General features: G+C 69.2%; 18 protein-coding genes. 14 read left to right on the top strand and 4 right to left on the bottom strand.

Going from position 1 to position 18,119, the window contains the following annotated elements; genetic code table 11:
* Window positions 1–11: 11 nt before the first annotated feature.
* The gene (locus tag ACGFZS_RS14605) at window positions 12–707 is read left to right on the top strand and encodes a demethylmenaquinone methyltransferase (RefSeq protein WP_393538183.1); all 696 of its coding nucleotides are present in this window, start codon (window positions 12–14) and stop codon (window positions 705–707) included.
* Window positions 708–734: 27 nt separating this feature from the next.
* On the opposite strand, the gene ACGFZS_RS14600 is transcribed toward ACGFZS_RS14605, so the two are convergent.
* Both ACGFZS_RS14600 and ACGFZS_RS14595 read right to left on the bottom strand, forming a co-directional pair.
* Complete coding sequence (locus ACGFZS_RS14600; protein ID WP_393538503.1) at window positions 735–1,016, bottom strand: PASTA domain protein; 282 nt, start codon at window positions 1,014–1,016, stop codon at window positions 735–737.
* 164 nt (window positions 1,017–1,180) lie between these two features.
* Window positions 1,181–1,687: a GNAT family N-acetyltransferase gene (locus tag ACGFZS_RS14595; protein WP_393795321.1), complete on the bottom strand. Its 507-nt coding sequence runs from the start codon at window positions 1,685–1,687 to the stop codon at window positions 1,181–1,183.
* Window positions 1,688–1,735: 48 nt separating this feature from the next.
* Between ACGFZS_RS14595 and ACGFZS_RS14590 the strand changes: the two genes are divergently transcribed.
* Entirely contained in the window at window positions 1,736–3,070 is a 1,335-nt protein-coding gene (locus tag ACGFZS_RS14590; protein WP_393795320.1) for a geranylgeranyl reductase family protein, read from the top strand.
* Window positions 3,071–3,076: 6 nt separating this feature from the next.
* On the opposite strand, the gene def is transcribed toward ACGFZS_RS14590, so the two are convergent.
* Together def and ACGFZS_RS14580 are read right to left on the bottom strand one after the other, a co-directional pair.
* Window positions 3,077–3,703 carry a peptide deformylase gene (gene def, locus ACGFZS_RS14585; RefSeq protein WP_393795319.1) on the bottom strand — a complete coding sequence of 209 codons (627 nt, stop codon included), beginning with the start codon at window positions 3,701–3,703 and terminating at the stop codon, window positions 3,077–3,079.
* Between the two features lie 212 nt (window positions 3,704–3,915).
* Entirely contained in the window at window positions 3,916–4,722 is an 807-nt protein-coding gene (locus ACGFZS_RS14580; RefSeq protein ID WP_393795318.1) for a C40 family peptidase, read from the bottom strand.
* A gap of 780 nt (window positions 4,723–5,502) precedes the next feature.
* Between ACGFZS_RS14580 and ACGFZS_RS14575 the strand changes: the two genes are divergently transcribed.
* Genes ACGFZS_RS14575 through nuoL form a run of 12 tightly spaced genes read left to right on the top strand, consistent with a single transcriptional unit; the run spans window position 5,503 to window position 18,114 of the window.
* Window positions 5,503–5,862, top strand: coding sequence for an NADH-quinone oxidoreductase subunit A (locus tag ACGFZS_RS14575; protein ID WP_007383963.1), 360 nt, complete (start codon window positions 5,503–5,505; stop codon window positions 5,860–5,862).
* 13 nt (window positions 5,863–5,875) lie between these two features.
* Window positions 5,876–6,430 carry an NADH-quinone oxidoreductase subunit B family protein gene (locus ACGFZS_RS14570; protein WP_030174336.1) on the top strand — a complete coding sequence of 185 codons (555 nt, stop codon included), beginning with the start codon at window positions 5,876–5,878 and terminating at the stop codon, window positions 6,428–6,430.
* Window positions 6,427–7,170, top strand: coding sequence for an NADH-quinone oxidoreductase subunit C (locus ACGFZS_RS14565; protein ID WP_355709624.1), 744 nt, complete (start codon window positions 6,427–6,429; stop codon window positions 7,168–7,170). The genes ACGFZS_RS14570 and ACGFZS_RS14565 overlap by 4 nt, the downstream gene beginning before the upstream one ends.
* Window positions 7,167–8,489 (top strand): NADH-quinone oxidoreductase subunit D, encoded by a 1,323-nt coding sequence (locus tag ACGFZS_RS14560; RefSeq protein ID WP_359210311.1) that lies wholly within the window; start codon window positions 7,167–7,169, stop codon window positions 8,487–8,489. Before ACGFZS_RS14565 ends, ACGFZS_RS14560 begins: the two co-directional genes overlap by 4 nt.
* Entirely contained in the window at window positions 8,486–9,256 is a 771-nt protein-coding gene (gene nuoE, locus ACGFZS_RS14555) for an NADH-quinone oxidoreductase subunit NuoE (protein ID WP_393795317.1), read from the top strand. The genes ACGFZS_RS14560 and nuoE overlap by 4 nt, the downstream gene beginning before the upstream one ends.
* Window positions 9,256–10,602, top strand: a complete 1,347-nt coding sequence (gene nuoF, locus ACGFZS_RS14550; protein ID WP_393795316.1) for an NADH-quinone oxidoreductase subunit NuoF — start codon at window positions 9,256–9,258, stop codon at window positions 10,600–10,602. The genes nuoE and nuoF overlap by 1 nt, the downstream gene beginning before the upstream one ends.
* Entirely contained in the window at window positions 10,599–13,103 is a 2,505-nt protein-coding gene (locus ACGFZS_RS14545) for an NADH-quinone oxidoreductase subunit G (RefSeq protein WP_393795315.1), read from the top strand. Before nuoF ends, ACGFZS_RS14545 begins: the two co-directional genes overlap by 4 nt.
* Complete coding sequence (gene nuoH, locus ACGFZS_RS14540; protein WP_393795314.1) at window positions 13,100–14,467, top strand: NADH-quinone oxidoreductase subunit NuoH; 1,368 nt, start codon at window positions 13,100–13,102, stop codon at window positions 14,465–14,467. The genes ACGFZS_RS14545 and nuoH overlap by 4 nt, the downstream gene beginning before the upstream one ends.
* On the top strand, window positions 14,460–15,062 hold the full coding sequence (gene nuoI, locus ACGFZS_RS14535) for an NADH-quinone oxidoreductase subunit NuoI (RefSeq protein WP_359210324.1): 603 nt from the start codon (window positions 14,460–14,462) through the stop codon (window positions 15,060–15,062). Before nuoH ends, nuoI begins: the two co-directional genes overlap by 8 nt.
* Window positions 15,059–15,901 carry an NADH-quinone oxidoreductase subunit J gene (locus ACGFZS_RS14530; RefSeq protein WP_365692477.1) on the top strand — a complete coding sequence of 281 codons (843 nt, stop codon included), beginning with the start codon at window positions 15,059–15,061 and terminating at the stop codon, window positions 15,899–15,901. Before nuoI ends, ACGFZS_RS14530 begins: the two co-directional genes overlap by 4 nt.
* The gene (gene nuoK, locus ACGFZS_RS14525) at window positions 15,898–16,197 is read left to right on the top strand and encodes an NADH-quinone oxidoreductase subunit NuoK (protein WP_046726439.1); all 300 of its coding nucleotides are present in this window, start codon (window positions 15,898–15,900) and stop codon (window positions 16,195–16,197) included. The genes ACGFZS_RS14530 and nuoK overlap by 4 nt, the downstream gene beginning before the upstream one ends.
* A 15-nt stretch (window positions 16,198–16,212) precedes the next feature.
* Complete coding sequence (gene nuoL, locus ACGFZS_RS14520) at window positions 16,213–18,114, top strand: NADH-quinone oxidoreductase subunit L (protein ID WP_359210330.1); 1,902 nt, start codon at window positions 16,213–16,215, stop codon at window positions 18,112–18,114.
* The last annotated feature ends 5 nt before the right edge of the window (window positions 18,115–18,119 follow it).

Raw genomic sequence — 18,119 nt, 5'->3', positions numbered from 1 at the left:
AGAATGGCGAGGTGACCCGCGCCTCCCTGAACAAGCAGCCGCACGAAGTCGCCTCGATGTTCGACGACGTGGCGGAACGGTACGACCTGACCAACGACGTGCTGTCGCTCGGCCAGGACCGGCAGTGGCGCAAGGAGGTCGCCAAGGCCGTCGACGCGCGCCCCGCGCAGAAGATCCTGGACCTGGCGGCCGGCACGGGCACCTCCTCCCAGCCGTTCGCCCGGGCCGGCGCCTATGTCGTGCCCTGCGACTTCTCCCAGGGGATGCTCCAGGTCGGCAAGCGGCGCACCCCCTGGATGCCCTTCACCGCCGGGGACGCCACGAAGCTGCCGTTCAAGGACGACACCTTCGACGCCGTGACGATCTCCTTCGGGCTGCGCAACGTCCAGGACACCGACGCGGCCCTGCGCGAGATGTACCGGGTGACCCGGCCGGGCGGACGGGTGGTGATCTGCGAGTTCTCGCACCCCACCTGGGCGCCCTTCCGGACCGTCTACACCGAGTACCTGATGCGGGCGCTGCCGCCGGTCGCCCGCGCGGTCTCCTCCAACCCGGAGGCCTACGTCTACCTCGCCGAGTCCATCCGTGCCTGGCCCGACCAGCCCGCGCTGGCCGGACGGCTGCGCGAGGCGGGCTGGTCGAAGACGGCCTGGCGCAACCTCAGCGGCGGGATCGTCGCCCTGCACCGGGGCTTCAAGGCGGCCTGAGCCCCGACCGGGGACCCGACCACCCACTCACAGGCTGCTCACCTCGAAGGCGTCCCCGGGCCGGTCCAGCTCGCGCTGCAGCCCGCCTGAGGGCGGCCGTGGGACGCGTGGCTCGCGCACGCCCCCGCCGCCCTCGCCCTCACCGAAGTCGAACCACACGTACACCATCGAGTCCCGGGGCACCTCGGCACCGGGCTGTGGGAACTGGCGCACGACATAGTCGACGACCGTGAGATGGAAGTCCGGCCGGTCCGGCGCGTTGAGGAACAGACCCCGCGCCTGGGCGGTCTCGCGCGCGTCCACGGCCATCAGCCCGACCAGCCGTGGCACACGCACTTCGGGTGTTTTGGGTGTTATGTGCACAGATGTCACCCCCAGCGATACTGGAAGGGTAACCCCCGGCATATGGCGGCCGGAAGCGCCAAGTGTCTTTCTGTAACAGATCGTTACTCTGTGTAATCGTGGTGATTGTTCTACAGGTCGAGCCGGAAGCAGAGCGCCTCCTCCGCGAACAGCGGGTGCGGGAAGGTCTCCGCCAGTTCCATCCCGAGGCGGCGGGCGACCGCGACCGACCGCTCGTTCCCGGGCCGGACCATCGCCACCACCTTCGGCACGCCCGCCGCCCGCAGCCGCTCCAGCGTCATCTGTGCCGCCGCCGTCGCGTACCCCTTGCCCCAGTACTCCCGCGCGAGCCGCCAGCCGATCTCGATCTCGCCCCTCGGTCCCCACTCCCGCGGCCACGGCTGGCCGCCGGTGAAGCCGATGACCCGTCCGGCCTCGTCGGTCATCGTCCACAGGCAGAAGCCGAGCTCCGCGTCGTGCCGGCGCTGGCGGGCGGTGAGCTCCTCGTAGACGGACAGCTCCGCGGACCGGCCGCCGTGGAACTCCATCACCTCCGGGTCGTCGAAGACCCGGTGCCAGGCGAACGCGTCCTCGTGCGTGGGCACACGCAGCCGTACCGCGGGGAGAGCTCGGTTCACAGGGGCAGCCCTTCAGCCGGGTGATCAGTACCGCTGAATAGACTGCCCATGTCCAGTGCCGGTCGGCACGCAGATTTCGAGCCTTGGGGAGCCCCCGTCGTGACCGAGCCCCTCTCCGAAAACACCGCCGATGTCATCGTCGTCGGCGCGGGGCCAGCCGGCTCCACGACGGCGTACCACCTCGCCAAGTCCGGCCTCGACGTACTCCTGCTGGAGAAGACCGAGTTCCCGCGCGAGAAGGTGTGCGGCGACGGACTCACCCCGCGCGCGGTGAAACAGCTGGTCGCCATGGGCGTCGACATCTCCGAGGAGGCCGGCTGGCTGCGCAACAAGGGCCTGCGCATCATCGGCGGCGGCACCCGCCTCCAGCTGGACTGGCCGGATCTCGCCTCCTTCCCCGACTACGGCCTCGTCCGCAAGCGCGACGACTTCGACGAACAGCTCGCCCGCCAGGCCCAGAAGGCGGGTGCGCGGCTCTTCGAGCGGTGCAACGTCGGCGCCCCGATCATCGACGACCGCACCGGCCGGATCACCGGCGTACACGCCAAGCTCGGCGAGGAGAAGCGCGAAGTCACCTTCCACGCGCCCCTCGTCGTGGCCGCCGACGGCAACTCCACCCGCCTCTCCCTCGCGATGGGCCTGCACCGCCGCGAGGACCGCCCGATGGGCGTGGCCGTCCGGACCTACTTCACCTCCCCCCGGCACGAGGACGACTACCTGGAGTCCTGGCTGGAACTCTGGGACCGCCGCGGCCCCCAGGACCGCCTCCTTCCCGGCTACGGCTGGATCTTCGGCATGGGCGACGGCACCTCCAACGTGGGCCTCGGCGTCCTGAACACCTCCGACTCCTTCAAGGAACTGGACTGGCGCGAGGTCCTCAAGGCCTGGTGCGCCTCCATGCCCGAGGACTGGGGCTACACCCCGGAGAACATGACCGGCCCGATTCGCGGTGCCGCCCTCCCCATGGCCTTCAACCGCCAGCCCCACTACACGCGCGGCCTGCTCCTCGTCGGCGACGCCGGCGGCCTGGTGAACCCCTTCAACGGCGAGGGCATCGCCTACGCCATGGAGTCCGGCCAGATCGCCGCCGACGTCATCGTCCAGGCCCACGCGCGGGCCACGCCCAGCGGCCGCGAGATGGCCCTGCAGCGCTACCCGCGCGTCCTCAAGGACACCTACGGCGGCTACTACACGCTGGGCCGCGCCTTCGTGAAGCTCATCGGCAACCCGAAGGTCATGCAGATCGCCGCCCAGCGCGGCCTGACCCACCCGATGCTGATGAAGTTCACCCTCAAGCTGCTGGCGAACCTCACCGACCCGACCGGCGGCGACGCGATGGACCGCATCATCAACGGCCTGAGCAAGGTGGCCCCGAAGGCCTGACCGCTCCTAGGAGCCGATCGCCTCGATGTTGGCGGCCCGGCGGGCGTAGACGTCCTCCCGCCGGTCCGCCACCTGCCGCAGTGCTTCCTTCCGCTCCCGCTTGGAGAGCCGGTCGAGATACACGCGCCCGTTCACATGGTCCGTCTCGTGCGCGAGACAGCGGGCGAAATACCCCGTTCCCTCAAGGGTGAGCGAATTGCCGTCCTTGTCCTGTCCGTGGACGACCGCCCGGTCCGGTCGCGGTACGTCCATCGTGGCGCCCGGCACCGACAGGCACCCCTCGCTGTCGTCGAGCAGCCGTCGCGCGGCCGGGGCCAGCGCCTCCAGTACGGGATTGACGATGTGTCCGACATGTCGGACACCTTCGTCGTCGGGGCAGTCGTACACGAACAGGCGCAGATCGACCCCCACTTGGTTGGCGGCGAGGCCGGCTCCGTCGGCGATGTACATCGTGAGGAACATGTCGTCGATCAGCGCGGCGAGGTCGGGACCGAACTCGGTGACGTCCCGGCACGGCTTGTGCAGGACCTCCTCGCCGGTCTCGGTGATCCGGCGCACCGAACCGTGCCGGGCCTCGGGGGCGTGCCGGGGGTAGTGGTCCATGGGGTTCCCCTGGACGAAGACGCGTGGCATCGCGGTGTCTCCTTCTCGGTTCTCGGGCCGCCGCTCCGTGCGAGCGGCCTGCGTCGAGGATCCCAGGAGGCACCGGGTTCGCGGGGGGCCTGTGGAAAACGTCCATGGACGTCCACGGGAGTGTGCGGGCAGCCGGAAGGGCCGCTGCCCCCGAGCGGCTGCGGCCCTTCCGTGCTGGTGTGTTGCCCTGGTTGTCGCTGTTGCCCTGATTCTCAGAGCACGCGGACCGCGCCGGTCGGCGGGTCGTACGACAGGGGGTGCTCTCCGACGCCGCTGGACGGGTTCTGCGCGCCGACGAACATGCCGTCGCCCACATACACCGCCACGTGGTACGCGCTGCCCGCGCTGCCCCAGTAGAGGATGTCGCCGGGCTGGAGGTTGCTCAGCGAGACCTGGGTGCCCTGCGTGGACTGGTCCTGCGAGACGCGCGGCAGGCTGACGCCGACCGACTTGAAGGCGGCCTGCACGAGACCCGAGCAGTCCCACGAGTTGGGGCCCGTGCCACCGGAGACGTAGGCGTCGCCGATCTGCGCCTTCACGAAGGCCACCACGGCGGCGGCCGAACCGGTCGCCGTGGACGTGCTCGTGGAGGTGCTGGCGCTGGGCGCGGTGGCGCTGAGGGTGGTGCGCTCGGCGCTGCGCGAGGCGGCCTGCTCCGCGGCGGCCTTGCGGGCCGCCTCGGCCTTCTTCTTGGCCTCGGCCTTCTTCTTCGCCTCAGCGAGGTCCGACTTGGCCTGCTTCGCGGCCTTTGTGGCGGCAGCGTCACGCTCGGCCTGCAGCGAGTAGTTCGCCGCGGCCTGCTGCGTGGCGTCGGCGGACTGGGCCACCTGGGTGGCCACATCGGCCGTCAGGATGGGCAGTTCGAGCGTCTGCGTCACGGGTTCGGCGGCACTCGCCGAGGCCGCGCCCGCCGCTGCCATGCCGAGGACGCCACTGGCAACTCCGGCACGCACGGCGATGTTTGTCGTCGCGCTGCGGCGGGGCTTCCGGTGGCTGCGTATGTGAGCGGTGTGGGACATGAGAACAACGGGTACCAGGGGCTCCTTCATATCTTCAAGAAACGTGTGCTGCGCCACAGTTGCTCAATGGATCCCGTAAATCTCTCGCGTGTCGTTCTTTATTGACGCCGTAACGGACATTGTGGACGCGTGTGATCACGCCCGTGATCACGCTCTTTCGCCATTACGCCCGGATTGCCCCCCGCCTACCATCGGTTGAGATGATTGGCCAAGCCCGGTTCTCAGACGCCTCTCATCGATGTGGCGCAGGTCACGGAACGGTTACCGGGAGGGGTGCGTCTCGCGCGGAACCTCCGCGAGATCCACTCGGTGATCGGGTCCGCCCGAGTTCGTGAACGCGTGCACGCGTCCACATCGCGCCCCACGCCTCCCTCTGATGTGTGAATGCGGTCCACTATCAGCGCTCCCTGTCCATCGCCAATTTGCATGCAGGGGAACTCTCTTGATATAGAGACGCCCACCCTGGACCCCCTCCCGCCTGCGGTGACGATCGAAAATGTCACTTCTGGTGATCAGCTGGACGCTTCGCGTGCGAAGATCACCACTCATCCGACTTCATGATCGATCGTCAGGTGGTGGAGATCACAAAGCTTGTGCAATACCCCGTGTCGCAGATCACAGAGCGGCGGGCATAAGATGCGAGGCAGTTGGGCTTGTGACCTGCTTCACATGTTCGCGATCTTCGCCCGGGACGCGCGGGGTTCGCGGGACGGATGAGGCGGGTGGGGAGCCCGATCCGAACCGCCACCAGTCAGTGCCGACTGAGAGGAGCGAGGAGCGGTGAACGCCTATGCGCCCATCCTCGTACTGGGAGCCCTCGGGGCAGGCTTTGCGATCTTCTCCGTGGTCATGGCCACGCTGATCGGTCCGAAGCGGTACAACCGCGCCAAGCTCGAAGCCTACGAGTGCGGTATCGAGCCGACCCCCACGCCGGCCGGCGGCGGGCGTTTCCCGATCAAGTACTACCTGACGGCGATGCTCTTCATCGTCTTCGACATCGAGATCGTCTTCCTCTACCCCTGGGCCGTCACCTTCGACGCCCTGGGTGTTTTCGGGCTCGTGGAGATGCTGCTCTTCGTGCTCACCGTCTTCGTCGCCTACGCGTACGTCTGGCGGCGCGGCGGCCTGGAATGGGACTGAGGGGCCTTTAGACATGGGACTCGAAGAAAAGCTGCCGAGCGGATTCCTGCTGACCACCGTCGAGCAGGCCGCGGGCTGGGTGCGCAAGGCGTCCGTCTTCCCCGCCACCTTCGGCCTCGCCTGCTGCGCCATCGAGATGATGACCACCGGCGCCGGCCGCTACGACCTGGCCCGCTTCGGCATGGAGGTCTTCCGCGGCTCACCCCGCCAGGCCGACCTCATGATCGTCGCCGGCCGGGTCAGCCAGAAGATGGCGCCGGTGCTGAGGCAGGTCTACGACCAGATGCCCAACCCCAAGTGGGTGATCTCCATGGGCGTCTGCGCCTCCTCGGGCGGCATGTTCAACAACTACGCGATCGTCCAGGGCGTCGACCACGTCGTCCCCGTCGACATCTATCTGCCCGGCTGCCCGCCGCGCCCCGAGATGCTGATGGACGCGATCCTCAAGCTCCATCAGAAGATCCAGTCCTCCAAGCTCGGCGTCAACGCCGAGGAGGCCGCCCGCGAGGCGGAGGAGGCGGCGCTCAAGGCCCTGCCCACGATCGAGATGAAGGGGCTGCTGCGGTGAGCGACGCGAACGGCCACAACGGGGTGAACCCCGAGAAGGACATGGCCGCCGACAACCTCCCCGGCCAGCGCGGCCAGGGTGGTGAGGAGATCCGCGTCCAGCGCGGCATGTTCGGCGCGAACAACGGCGGCGACACCTCCGGCTACGGCGGTCTGGTCCGCTCGGTCCGGCTCCCGGGGCCGGCCGCCCGCCCCTACGGCGGCTGGTTCGACGAGGTCGCCGACGAGCTGGAGGGCGCCCTGGAGGAGCAGGGGCTGCTCCCCGGCAACGCCATCGAGAAGACGGTCGTCGACCGCGACGAGATCACCTTCCACATCGAACGCGAGCACCTGCCGCGCGTCGCCCGCACCCTGCGCGACGACCCGGCGCTCCGCTTCGAACTGTGCACCGGCGTCAGCGGCGTCCACTACCTCCACGACAAGGGCCGCGAGCTGCACGCCGTCTACCACCTGCGCTCGATCACCCACAACCGGCTGATCCGCCTGGAGGTCAGCGCCCCGGACGCCGACCCGCACATCCCGTCCCTGGTCTCCGTCTATCCGACCAACGACTGGCACGAGCGGGAGACCTACGACTTCTTCGGGATCGTCTTCGACGGTCACCCGGCCCTGACGCGGATCATGATGCCGGACGACTGGCAGGGCCATCCGCAGCGCAAGGACTACCCCCTCGGCGGCATCCCCGTCGAGTACAAGGGCGCCCAGATCCCGGCTCCGGACCAGCGGAGGTCGTACTCATGAGCACGCAGCACGCAACTCCGCGGGAGACCACCGAGGGCACCGTGTACACGGTCACCGGCGGCGACTGGGACGAGATCGTCCAGTCCGCGGCCCGCGCCGACGACGAACGCATCGTCGTCAACATGGGTCCCCAGCATCCGTCCACCCACGGAGTGCTCCGCCTCATCCTGGAGATCGACGGCGAGACCGTCACCGAGGCCCGCTGCGGCATCGGCTACCTCCACACCGGGATCGAGAAGAACCTCGAGTTCCGCACCTGGACGCAGGGCACCACGTTCGTGACGCGCATGGACTACCTGACGTCCTTCTTCAACGAGACCGCCTACTGTCTCGCCGTCGAGAAGCTCCTCGGCATCGAGGACGAGATCACCGAGCGCGCCAAGATCATCCGGGTGCTCCTGATGGAGCTGAACCGGCTCTCCTCCCACCTGGTGTGCATCGCCACCGGCGGCATGGAACTCGGCGCCACCACGATCATGATCTACGGCTTCCGTGATCGTGAAATGATTCTCGATCTCTACGAGCTCATCACCGGCCTGCGGATGAACCACGCGTACATCCGCCCCGGCGGACTCGCGCAGGACCTGCCGCCCGGCGCCGTGGACCAGATCCGCGAGTTCGTGAAGAAGATGCGGAAGAACCTCCCGGAGTACGACAAGCTCGCCACCGGGAACCCCATCTTCAAGGCCCGCATGCAGGACGTCGGCTACCTGGACCTGGCCGGCTGCATGGCCCTCGGCGCGACCGGCCCGATCCTGCGCTCCACCGGCCTCCCGCACGACCTGCGCAAGGCCCAGCCGTACTGCGGCTACGAGACCTACGACTTCGAGGTCCCGACCGCCGACACCTGCGACTCCTACGGCCGCTTCCTGATCCGGCTGGAGGAGATGCGCCAGTCGCTCGGGATCGTCGAGCAGTGCTTGGACCGGCTCCAGCCCGGCCCGGTCATGGTCGCCGACAAGAAGATCGCCTGGCCCGCCCAGCTCGCCCTGGGCCCCGACGGGCTCGGCAACTCCCTCGACCACATCAAGAAGATCATGGGCACCTCCATGGAGGCCCTGATCCACCACTTCAAGCTGGTCACCGAGGGCTTCCGGGTCCCGCCCGGCCAGGCCTACGCGGCCGTCGAGTCACCCAAGGGCGAACTCGGCGTGCACGCCGTGTCCGACGGCGGCACCCGCCCGTTCCGGGTCCACTTCCGCGACCCGTCCTTCACCAACCTGCAGGCCATGGCGGCGATGTGCGAGGGCGGCCAGGTCGCCGACGTCATCGTCGCCGTCGCGTCCATCGACCCCGTGATGGGAGGCGTCGACCGGTGACCACCTCTTCCTCGGAGCGCGGTATCAGCCTGGGCATGCCCGAGCTGCCCGCGCCCGCGTACCCCGACGACGTCCGGGCCCGGCTGGAGGCGGACGCGCGCGAGATCATCGCCCGCTACCCCGACTCCCGGTCCGCCCTGCTGCCGCTGCTGCACCTCGTGCAGTCGGAGGAGGGACACGTCACCCGCACCGGGATGCGGTTCTGCGCGGATGTGCTGGAGCTGACCACGGCCGAGGTCACCGCCGTCGCCACCTTCTACACCATGTACCGGCGGCGGCCCTCCGGCGACTACCAGGTGGGCGTCTGCACCAACACGCTGTGCGCGGTGATGGGCGGCGACGCGATCTTCGAGACCCTCCAGGAGCACCTGGGCGTCGGCAACGGCGAGACCACCGCCGACGGCAAGGTCACCCTGGAGCACATCGAGTGCAACGCGGCCTGCGACTACGCCCCGGTCGTGATGGTCAACTGGGAGTTCTTCGACAACCAGACCCCCGCCAGCGCCAAACGTCTCGTCGACGACCTGCGCATGGGCCGGGACGTCGAACCCACCCGCGGCGCCCGCGTCTGCACCTTCAAGGAGACCGCGCGCATCCTGGCCGGCTTCCCCGACGAACGCCCCGGGGCCGTCGAGGAGAGCGGCAGCGCCGGACCCGCCTCGCTGGTGGGCCTGCGCCTGGCCAAGGGCGAGACCGCACCCGCGCGCGTGGTCCACCCGCGCGCCCAGCAATCCCACGAAGCACCGTCCGCAGAGGAGGGGGAGTGATGACGGTGGCACCCGACCTGAAGGACACCAGCCCCGAGAAGCTGCTCGCACCCGTGCTGTCGGCCTTCTGGGACGAGGACCGGTCCTGGACGCTCGACGTCTACCGAAGGCACGAAGGATACGAGGGGCTCCGCAAGGCGCTCGCGATGTCCCCGGACGACCTGATCGCCTATGTGAAGGAGTCCGGACTGCGCGGCCGCGGCGGCGCCGGATTCCCCACCGGGATGAAGTGGCAGTTCATTCCGCAGGGAGACGGCAAACCGCACTATCTAGTTGTCAACGCCGACGAGTCGGAGCCCGGGACCTGCAAGGACATCCCGCTCCTCTTCGCCAACCCGCACAGCCTCATCGAGGGCATCGTGATCGCGTGCTACGCCATCCGGTCGTCGCATGCCTTCATCTACCTGCGGGGTGAAGTCGTCCCCGTCCTGCGGCGGTTGCACGAAGCCGTGCGCGAGGCCTACGCGGCCGGTCTCCTCGGCGAGAACATCCTCGGCAGCGGACTCGATCTCCAGCTCACCGTGCACGCCGGCGCCGGCGCGTACATCTGCGGTGAGGAGACCGCCCTGCTCGACTCGCTCGAAGGCCGCCGCGGCCAACCGCGACTGCGTCCTCCCTTCCCGGCCGTCGAAGGGCTCTATGCCTGCCCGACTGTTGTGAACAACGTCGAGTCCATCGCCTCGGTTCCCGCCATCCTGCACAAGGGCAAGGACTGGTTCAGGTCGATGGGGAGCGAGAAGTCCCCGGGCTTCACGCTCTACTCCCTCAGCGGCCATGTCGCCAGCCCCGGCCAGTACGAGGCCCCGCTCGGCATCACCCTGCGCCAGCTCCTCGACATGAGCGGCGGGATGCGCGCCGGCCACCGCCTGAAGTTCTGGACACCGGGCGGCTCCTCGACGCCCATGTTCACCGACGAGCACCTCGACGTCCCCCTGGACTACGAGGGAGTGGGCGCCGCCGGTTCCATGCTCGGCACCAAAGCACTCCAGTGCTTCGACGAGACCACCTGCGTGGTGCGCGCCGTCACCCGCTGGACCGAGTTCTACGCCCACGAGTCCTGCGGCAAGTGCACCCCCTGCCGCGAAGGCACCTACTGGCTCGTGCAGTTGCTCCGCGACATCGAGGCCGGCAAGGGCGTCATGTCCGACCTCGACAAGCTGAACGACATCGCCGACAACATCAACGGCAAGTCCTTCTGCGCCCTCGGCGACGGCGCGGCGTCCCCGATCTTCTCCTCGCTGAAGTACTTCCGCGAGGAGTACGAGCAGCACATCACGGGCCGGGGCTGCCCCTTCGACCCGGCCAAGTCGACTGCCTGGGCGGACCGCCCGGAGGTGAACGCATGACCGTGACCACGAGTTCCCCCTCCTCGGGGGGAACGGCGGCGGTCCCGCCGGAGGACCTCGTCACGCTGACGATCGACGGCGTCGAGATCAGCGTGCCCAAGGGCACCCTGGTCATCCGCGCCGCCGAACAACTCGGCATCGAGATCCCGCGCTTCTGCGACCACCCCCTGCTGGACCCGGCCGGCGCCTGCCGCCAGTGCATCGTCGAGGTCGAGGGCCAGCGCAAGCCCATGGCCTCCTGCACGATCACCTGTACGGACGGCATGGTGGTGAAGACTCACCTCACCTCCCCGGTCGCCGAAAAGGCCCAGCACGGCGTGATGGAGCTGCTGCTCATCAACCACCCGCTGGACTGCCCCGTCTGCGACAAGGGCGGCGAGTGCCCGCTGCAGAACCAGGCGATGTCGCACGGCAACGCCGAGTCCCGCTTCGACGGCAAGAAGCGCACCTACGAGAAGCCCGTCCCGATCTCCACCCAGGTACTCCTGGACCGCGAACGGTGCGTGCTCTGCGCCCGCTGCACCCGGTTCTCCAACCAGGTCGCCGGCGACCCGATGATCGAACTCCTGGAACGCGGCGCGCTCCAGCAGGTCGGCACCGGCGAGGGCGACCCGTTCGAGTCGTACTTCTCCGGGAACACCATCCAGATCTGCCCGGTGGGCGCGCTGACCTCGGCGGCGTACCGGTTCCGCTCCCGCCCCTTCGACCTGATCTCCTCGCCGTCGGTGTGCGAGCACTGCTCGGGCGGCTGCGCCACCCGCACCGACCACCGGCGCGGCAAGGTCATGCGGCGGCTCGCCGCCAACGACCCCGAGGTCAACGAGGAGTGGATCTGCGACAAGGGACGCTTCGGGTTCCGGTACGCGCAGCAGAAGGACCGGCTGGAGACCCCGCTCGTGCGCGGCGCGAACGGCCGGCTGGAGCCCGCCTCCTGGCCCGAGGCCCTGGACGCGGCCGCCCGCGGACTGGCCGCCGCCCGCTCCCGGGCCGGCGTCCTGACCGGCGGCCGGCTCACCGTCGAAGACGCCTACGCGTACAGCAAGTTCGCGCGCGTGGCGCTCGACACCAACGACATCGACTTCCGCGCGCGCGTGCACAGCGGCGAGGAGGCCGACTTCCTGGCCGCCCGGGTGGCCGGCCGAGGCCGTGACCTCGACAGCACGGGCGTCACCTACACCTCCCTGGAGAAGGCGCCCGCCGTCCTGCTGGTCGGGTTCGAGTCGGAGGAGGAGGCCCCAGGCGTTTTCCTGCGGCTGCGCAAGGCCTGGCGCAAGCACAAGCAGCGGGTGTTCTCCCTCGCCACGTACGCCACGCGCGGGCTGGAGAAGGCGGGCGGCACCCTGCTGCCGGCCGCGCCCGGCACCGAGACCGAGTGGCTGGACGCGCTCGCGAGCGGCGTCGGCCTGGAGGAGTCCGGCGCCCGGGCCGCCGAGTCGCTGCGCACCGAGGGCGCGGTGATCGTCGTAGGAGAGCGGCTGGCGTCGGTCGCCGGCGGCCTCACCGCCGCCGTACGGGCCGCCACCGCCACCGGCGCTCAGCTGGTGTGGATCCCGCGCCGGGCCGGGGAGCGCGGCGCGATCGAGGCGGGCGCGCTGCCGTCGCTGCTGCCGGGCGGCCGCCCGGCCACCGACCCGCGCGCGCGTGAGGAGGTCGCCGCCGTCTGGGGCCTGTCCGAACTCCCGCTCCGCTACGGCCGCGACACCGGCCAGATCGTCGAGGCCGCCGTCCGCGGCGAACTGTCCGCGCTGGTGGTCGCCGGCGTCGAGGTCGCCGACCTGCCCGACCCGGCACGCGCGCGTGCGGCCCTGGAGGCCGTCGGCTTCCTGGTCTCCCTGGAGCTGCGGCCCAGCGAGGTCACCGAGCACGCCGACGTCGTCCTGCCGGTCGCCGCGGTCGCCGAGAAGGCCGGCACCTTCCTGAACTGGGAAGGCCGGGCCCGCTTCTTCGAGGCCGCCCTCAAGCCCGACCAGATGACCCGCAGGCTCCCGCCGACCGACGCGCGCGTGCTGCAGATGCTCGCCGACGCCATGGACGTCCACCTGGGCCTGCCCGATCTGCGCACCGCGCGGTCGGAACTGGACCGGCTGGGCGCCTGGGACGGACCGCGGGCCTCCGCACCGACGGAGACCGGGGCCTCGCTGCCCAGGCCCGCCGCCGGGGAGGCCGTGCTCGCCGGACACCGCCTCCTCCTAGACCACGGCGTCCTCCAGGAGGGCGACGAGGCGCTCGCCGGCACCCGGCACGCCGCCCACGCGCGCGTGTCCGCCGCGACCGCCGCCGAGGCCGGCGTCGGTGACGGCGGCCTCATCGCCGTCACCGGAACCTCCGGCACCGTCGAACTCCCGCTCCGTATCACCGAGATGCCCGACCGCGTGGTCTGGCTCCCGCTGAACTCGGTCGCCGGCGGCGTCGCCTCCGGCACCGGAGCGCTGCCCGGCTCCCTCGTCCGTATCGGCCCGGCGGCCACCGCCGGTGAGGCCCCCAAGGAGGTGGAGGCATGAGCCCGTACCTCGCCGCTGAAGACCTCTCCATGTTCGGCCGCGACCCCTGGTGGCTGGTCGTCATCAAGGCGGTGTTCTGCTTCGCCTTCCTGATGGTGACCGTGCTGTTCTCCATCGTCTGGGAGCGCAAGGTCGTCGCCTGGATGCAGCTGCGCATCGGCCCCAACCGGCACGGCCCCTGGGGCATGCTCCAGTCGCTCGCCGACGGCATCAAGCTGATGCTCAAGGAAGACGTCATCGTCAAACGCGCGGACAAGGCCGTCTACGTCCTCGCACCGATCGTCGCGGCCATCCCGGCCTTCATGGCGATCGCGGTGATCCCCTTCGGCCCCGCCGACAACGAGATCTCCATCTTCGGCACCCGCACCGCGATGCAGCTCACCGACCTGCCGATCGCGATGCTCTACATCCTCGCGGTCGCCTCCGTCGGCATCTACGGCATCGTGCTGGCCGGCTGGAGCTCCGGGTCGACGTACCCGCTCCTGGGCGGCCTGCGCTCCTGCGCGCAGATGATCTCCTACGAGATCGCCATGGGCGCCGCGTTCGCCTCCGTGTTCCTCTACTCGGGCTCCATGTCGACGTCGGCGATCGTCGAACAGCAGCAGGGCCGCTGGTACATCCTGCTGCTGCCGGTCTCGTTCATCATCTACGTCGTCACCATGGTCGGCGAGACCAACCGCGCCCCGTTCGACATGCCCGAGTCCGAGGGCGACCTCGTCGGCGGCTTCAACACCGAGTACTCGTCGATCAAGTTCGCGATGTTCATGCTCGCCGAGTACGTCAACATGGTCACCGTCTCCGCCGTGTCGACCACCCTCTTCCTCGGCGGCTGGCGCGCCCCCTGGCCGATCAGCGCCTTCTGGGAGGGCGCCAACCACGGCTGGTGGCCGCTGCTCTGGTTCGTCATCAAGGTCCAGCTGCTGCTGTTCTTCTTCATCTGGCTGCGCGGCACGCTCCCGCGCGTGCGCTACGACCAGCTGATGAAGCTCGGCTGGAAGGTCCTCATCCCGGTCTCGGTCGTCTGGCTGATGCTCGTCGCGACCGTGCGGACCCTGCGCAACGAGAACTACGGCTTCGCCGACATCGCCCTGTACGTCGTCGGCGGCGTCCTCGCCCTGCTGCTCCTGTCCTTCGTCGTCGACGTCTTCCGCGACAAGGGCAAGGAGACGACCGCGCAGGCCGACGCCGAGCCGCCCGCGTTCGACCCGATGGCGGGCGGATTCCCCGTACCGCCGCTGCCCGGGCAGGAGCTGCCGCCGGTGCCCCGGCGCAGTCCGCGCCGGGAGCGGGAGCTGATTGTCAGTGGCGGGTCGGACACTGTGAGTGACGGATCTACGGATGGAAAGGAGGCGTCCGATGACTGAGGAACCCAAGGAGACCAAACCCGGTTTCCAGAACCCGGTGGCCGGCTTCGGCGTGACCTTCAAGGCCATGTTCAAGAAGCGGCTGACCGAGCAGTACCCGGAGCAGAAGAAGACCACGGCTCCGCGGTTCCACGGACGGCACCAGCTCAACCGCCATCCGGACGGCCTGGAGAAGTGCGTCGGCTGCGAGCTGTGCGCCTGGGCCTGCCCCGCCGACGCCATCTATGTGGAAGGCGCCGACAACACCGACGAGGAGCGCTACTCGCCGGGCGAGCGCTACGGCCGCGTCTACCAGATCAACTACGCCCGCTGCATCCTGTGCGGGCTGTGCATCGAGGCGTGCCCCACGCGCGCGCTCACGATGACCAACGAGTTCGAACTGGCCGACAGCAGCCGCGCCAACCTCATCTACACCAAGGAACAGCTGCTCGCCGGCCTCGACGAGGGCATGGTCGACACCCCGCACGCGATCTTCCCGGGGACCGACGAACAGGACTACTACCGGGGCCTGGTCACCGAGGCCGCGCCGGGGACCGTGCAGCAGGTCGCGGTCTCCAAGGGCGAGAAGCCCGAGGACGAGGAGGTGGAGGCATGAGCCCGCAACTCGCCGCCTACACCACCTCCACCGGCGAGGCCTTCCAGTTCTGGGTCCTCGGCTCCGTCGCCGTGATCGGCGCCCTGTCCACCGTCTTCATGAAGAAGGCCGTGCACAGCGCGCTCTCGCTCGCCGGGACCATGATCATCCTGGCGGTGTTCTACCTCGCCAACGGCGCCTACTTCCTGGGCATCGTGCAGATCGTCGTCTACACCGGCGCGATCATGATGCTGTTCCTCTTCGTGGTGATGCTGGTCGGCGTGACCGCCGCCGACTCCCTGCAGGAGACCATCAAGGGCCAGCGCTGGCTGGCCCTTCTCTGTGGGGTCGGCTTCGGCGTCCTGCTCTTCGCGGGCATCGCCAACGCCTCCCTGAAGCAGTTCAACGGCACCGGCCAGGCCAACGCCAACGGCAACGTCGAGGGCCTCGCCGCCCTCATCTTCACCAAGTACGTGTTCGCCTTCGAAATCACCGGCGCCCTGCTCATCACGGCCGCCGTCGGCGCCATGGTGCTCACCCACCGCGAGCGCACCGAACGCCCCAAGACCCAGCGCGAGCTGTCCGAGCAGCGCGTACGCGACGGCAAGCACGTACCGCCGCTGCCCGCCCCCGGCGTCTACGCCCGGCACAACGCCGTGGACATCGCCGGCCTGCTGCCCGACGGCACCTCCTCCGAGCTCACGGTCAGCAAGACGCTGCGCGACCGCGGCCAGGTCCGGGACGTGTCCGCGGAGGCGCTCAACGACCTGCGGGCCCTGGAACAGCGCGCCGAGGAACGGCTGGAGCGCACCCCGATCGAGCCGGCGAACCTCAAGCGGAGCGAGGAGGCGTCGAAGTGAACCCGGTCTACTACCTCTATCTCGCCGCCCTGTTGTTCACGATCGGTGCCACCGGTGTGCTGATCAGACGGAACGCGATCGTCGTCTTCATGTGCATCGAGCTCATGCTCAACGCCTGCAACCTCGCGTTCGTCGTCTTCTCCCGGATGCACGGCAATCTCGACGGCCAGATCATCGCCTTCTTCACGATGGTCGTCGCCGCCGCGGAGGTCGTGGTCGGGCTCGCGATCATCGTGTCGCTGTTCCGTACCCGCCACTCGGCCTCGGTCGACGACGCCAGCCTGATGAAGTTGTAAGGGGCGCTGGACCGTATGAACGCAGAGAACCTGATCGCGCTGCTGATCGCGGCGCCCCTGCTCGGAGCGGCCGTCCTCCTGGTCGGCGGCCGCCGCCTGGACGCGGTGGGCCACTGGGTCGGCACGCTCCTTTCGACGACGTCCTTCGTGTTCGGCGTGATCCTCTTCGCCGACCTGCTGGGCAAGAACCCCGAACACCGCACCCTGATGCAGCACCTGTACACCTGGGTGCCGGTGGAGGGCTTCCAGGCGGACGTCACCTTCCGCCTCGACCAGCTGTCGATGACGTTCGTCCTGCTGATCACCGGCGTCGGCTCGCTCATCCACGTGTACTCGATCGGGTACATGGAGCACGACGAGCGCCGCCGCCGCTTCTTCGGCTACCTCAACCTGTTCCTCGCGGCGATGCTGCTGCTAGTCCTCGCCGACAACTACCTGCTGCTGTACGTCGGCTGGGAGGGCGTCGGCCTCGCCTCGTACCTGCTGATCGGCTTCTGGCAGCACAAGCCCAGCGCGGCCACGGCGGCCAAGAAGGCCTTCCTGGTCAACCGGGTCGGCGACATGGGCCTGTCGATCGCGATCATGCTGATGTTCACGACGTTCGGCACGTTCGCCTTCGGCCCGGTCCTCGACCACGCCACCGAGGCCTCCGAGGGCAAGCTCACCGCGATCGGCCTGATGCTCCTGCTCGCCGCCTGCGGCAAGTCCGCCCAGGTGCCGCTGCAGTCCTGGCTCGGCGACGCCATGGAAGGCCCGACCCCGGTCTCGGCCCTCATCCACGCGGCGACCATGGTGACCGCGGGCGTGTACCTCATCGTCCGCTCCGGAGCGATCTTCAACGCGGCCCCGGACGCGCAACTGGTCGTCACCGTCGTCGGCGCCGTCACCCTCCTGTTCGGTGCGATCGTCGGTTGCGCCAAGGACGACATCAAGAAGGCACTCGCCGGTTCGACCATGTCGCAGATCGGCTACATGGTCCTCGCCGCCGGCCTCGGCCCGATCGGCTACGTCTTCGCGATCATGCACCTGGTGACACACGGCTTCTTCAAGGCCGGGCTGTTCCTCGGCGCAGGTTCCGTCATGCACGGCATGAACGACGAGGTCGACATGCGCAGGTACGGCGGTCTCCGCAAGTACATGCCGGTCACCTTCATCACCTTCGGCCTCGGCTACCTCGCGATCATCGGCTTCCCCGGCCTGTCCGGCTTCTTCTCCAAGGACAAGATCATCGAGGCGGCGTTCGCCAAGGGCGGCACCGAGGGCTGGATCCTCGGCACCTGCGCCCTCGTCGGTGCCGCCATCACCGCCTTCTACATGACGCGCGTGATGCTGATGACGTTCTTCGGCGAGAAGCGCTGGCAGCCCGACGAGCACGGCCACGAGCCGCACCCGCACGAGTCCCCGAAGGTCATGACCATCCCGATGATCGTCCTGGCGGTCGGCTCGGTCTTCGCCGGCGGCTTCTTCAGCATCGGCGACCGCTTCCTGCACTGGCTGGAGCCGATCACCGGCCACAGCGAGGGCGACTCCCCGCTCAGCGCCGCCACCGTCACCGGCGCCACCATGGTCTGCCTGGTCATCGGCGTCGGCATCGCCTACCTCCAGTACGGCCGCCGTCCCGTCCCGGCCGTCGCCCCGCGCGGTTCGCTGCTCACCCGCGCGGCCCGCCGCGACCTCCTCCAGGACGACTTCAACCACGTCGTCCTCGTCCGCGGCGGCGAACACCTCACCCGCTCCCTGGTGTACGTCGACCACACCCTGGTCGACGGCGTCGTCAACGGCACCGCGGCGGGCGTCGGCGGACTCTCCGGCCGACTGCGCAAGCTCCAGAACGGCTACGCGCGCTCGTACGCGGTCTCGATGTTCGGCGGCGCTGCCCTCCTGGTCGCCGCGACCCTGCTGATGAGGGCGGTTTGATACCG

The sequence above is a fragment of the Streptomyces sp. NPDC048288 genome (genome assembly GCF_043201555.1).
Taxonomy (GTDB): domain Bacteria; phylum Actinomycetota; class Actinomycetes; order Streptomycetales; family Streptomycetaceae; genus Streptomyces.
This window is presented reverse-complemented; position numbering and strand designations above follow the sequence as displayed.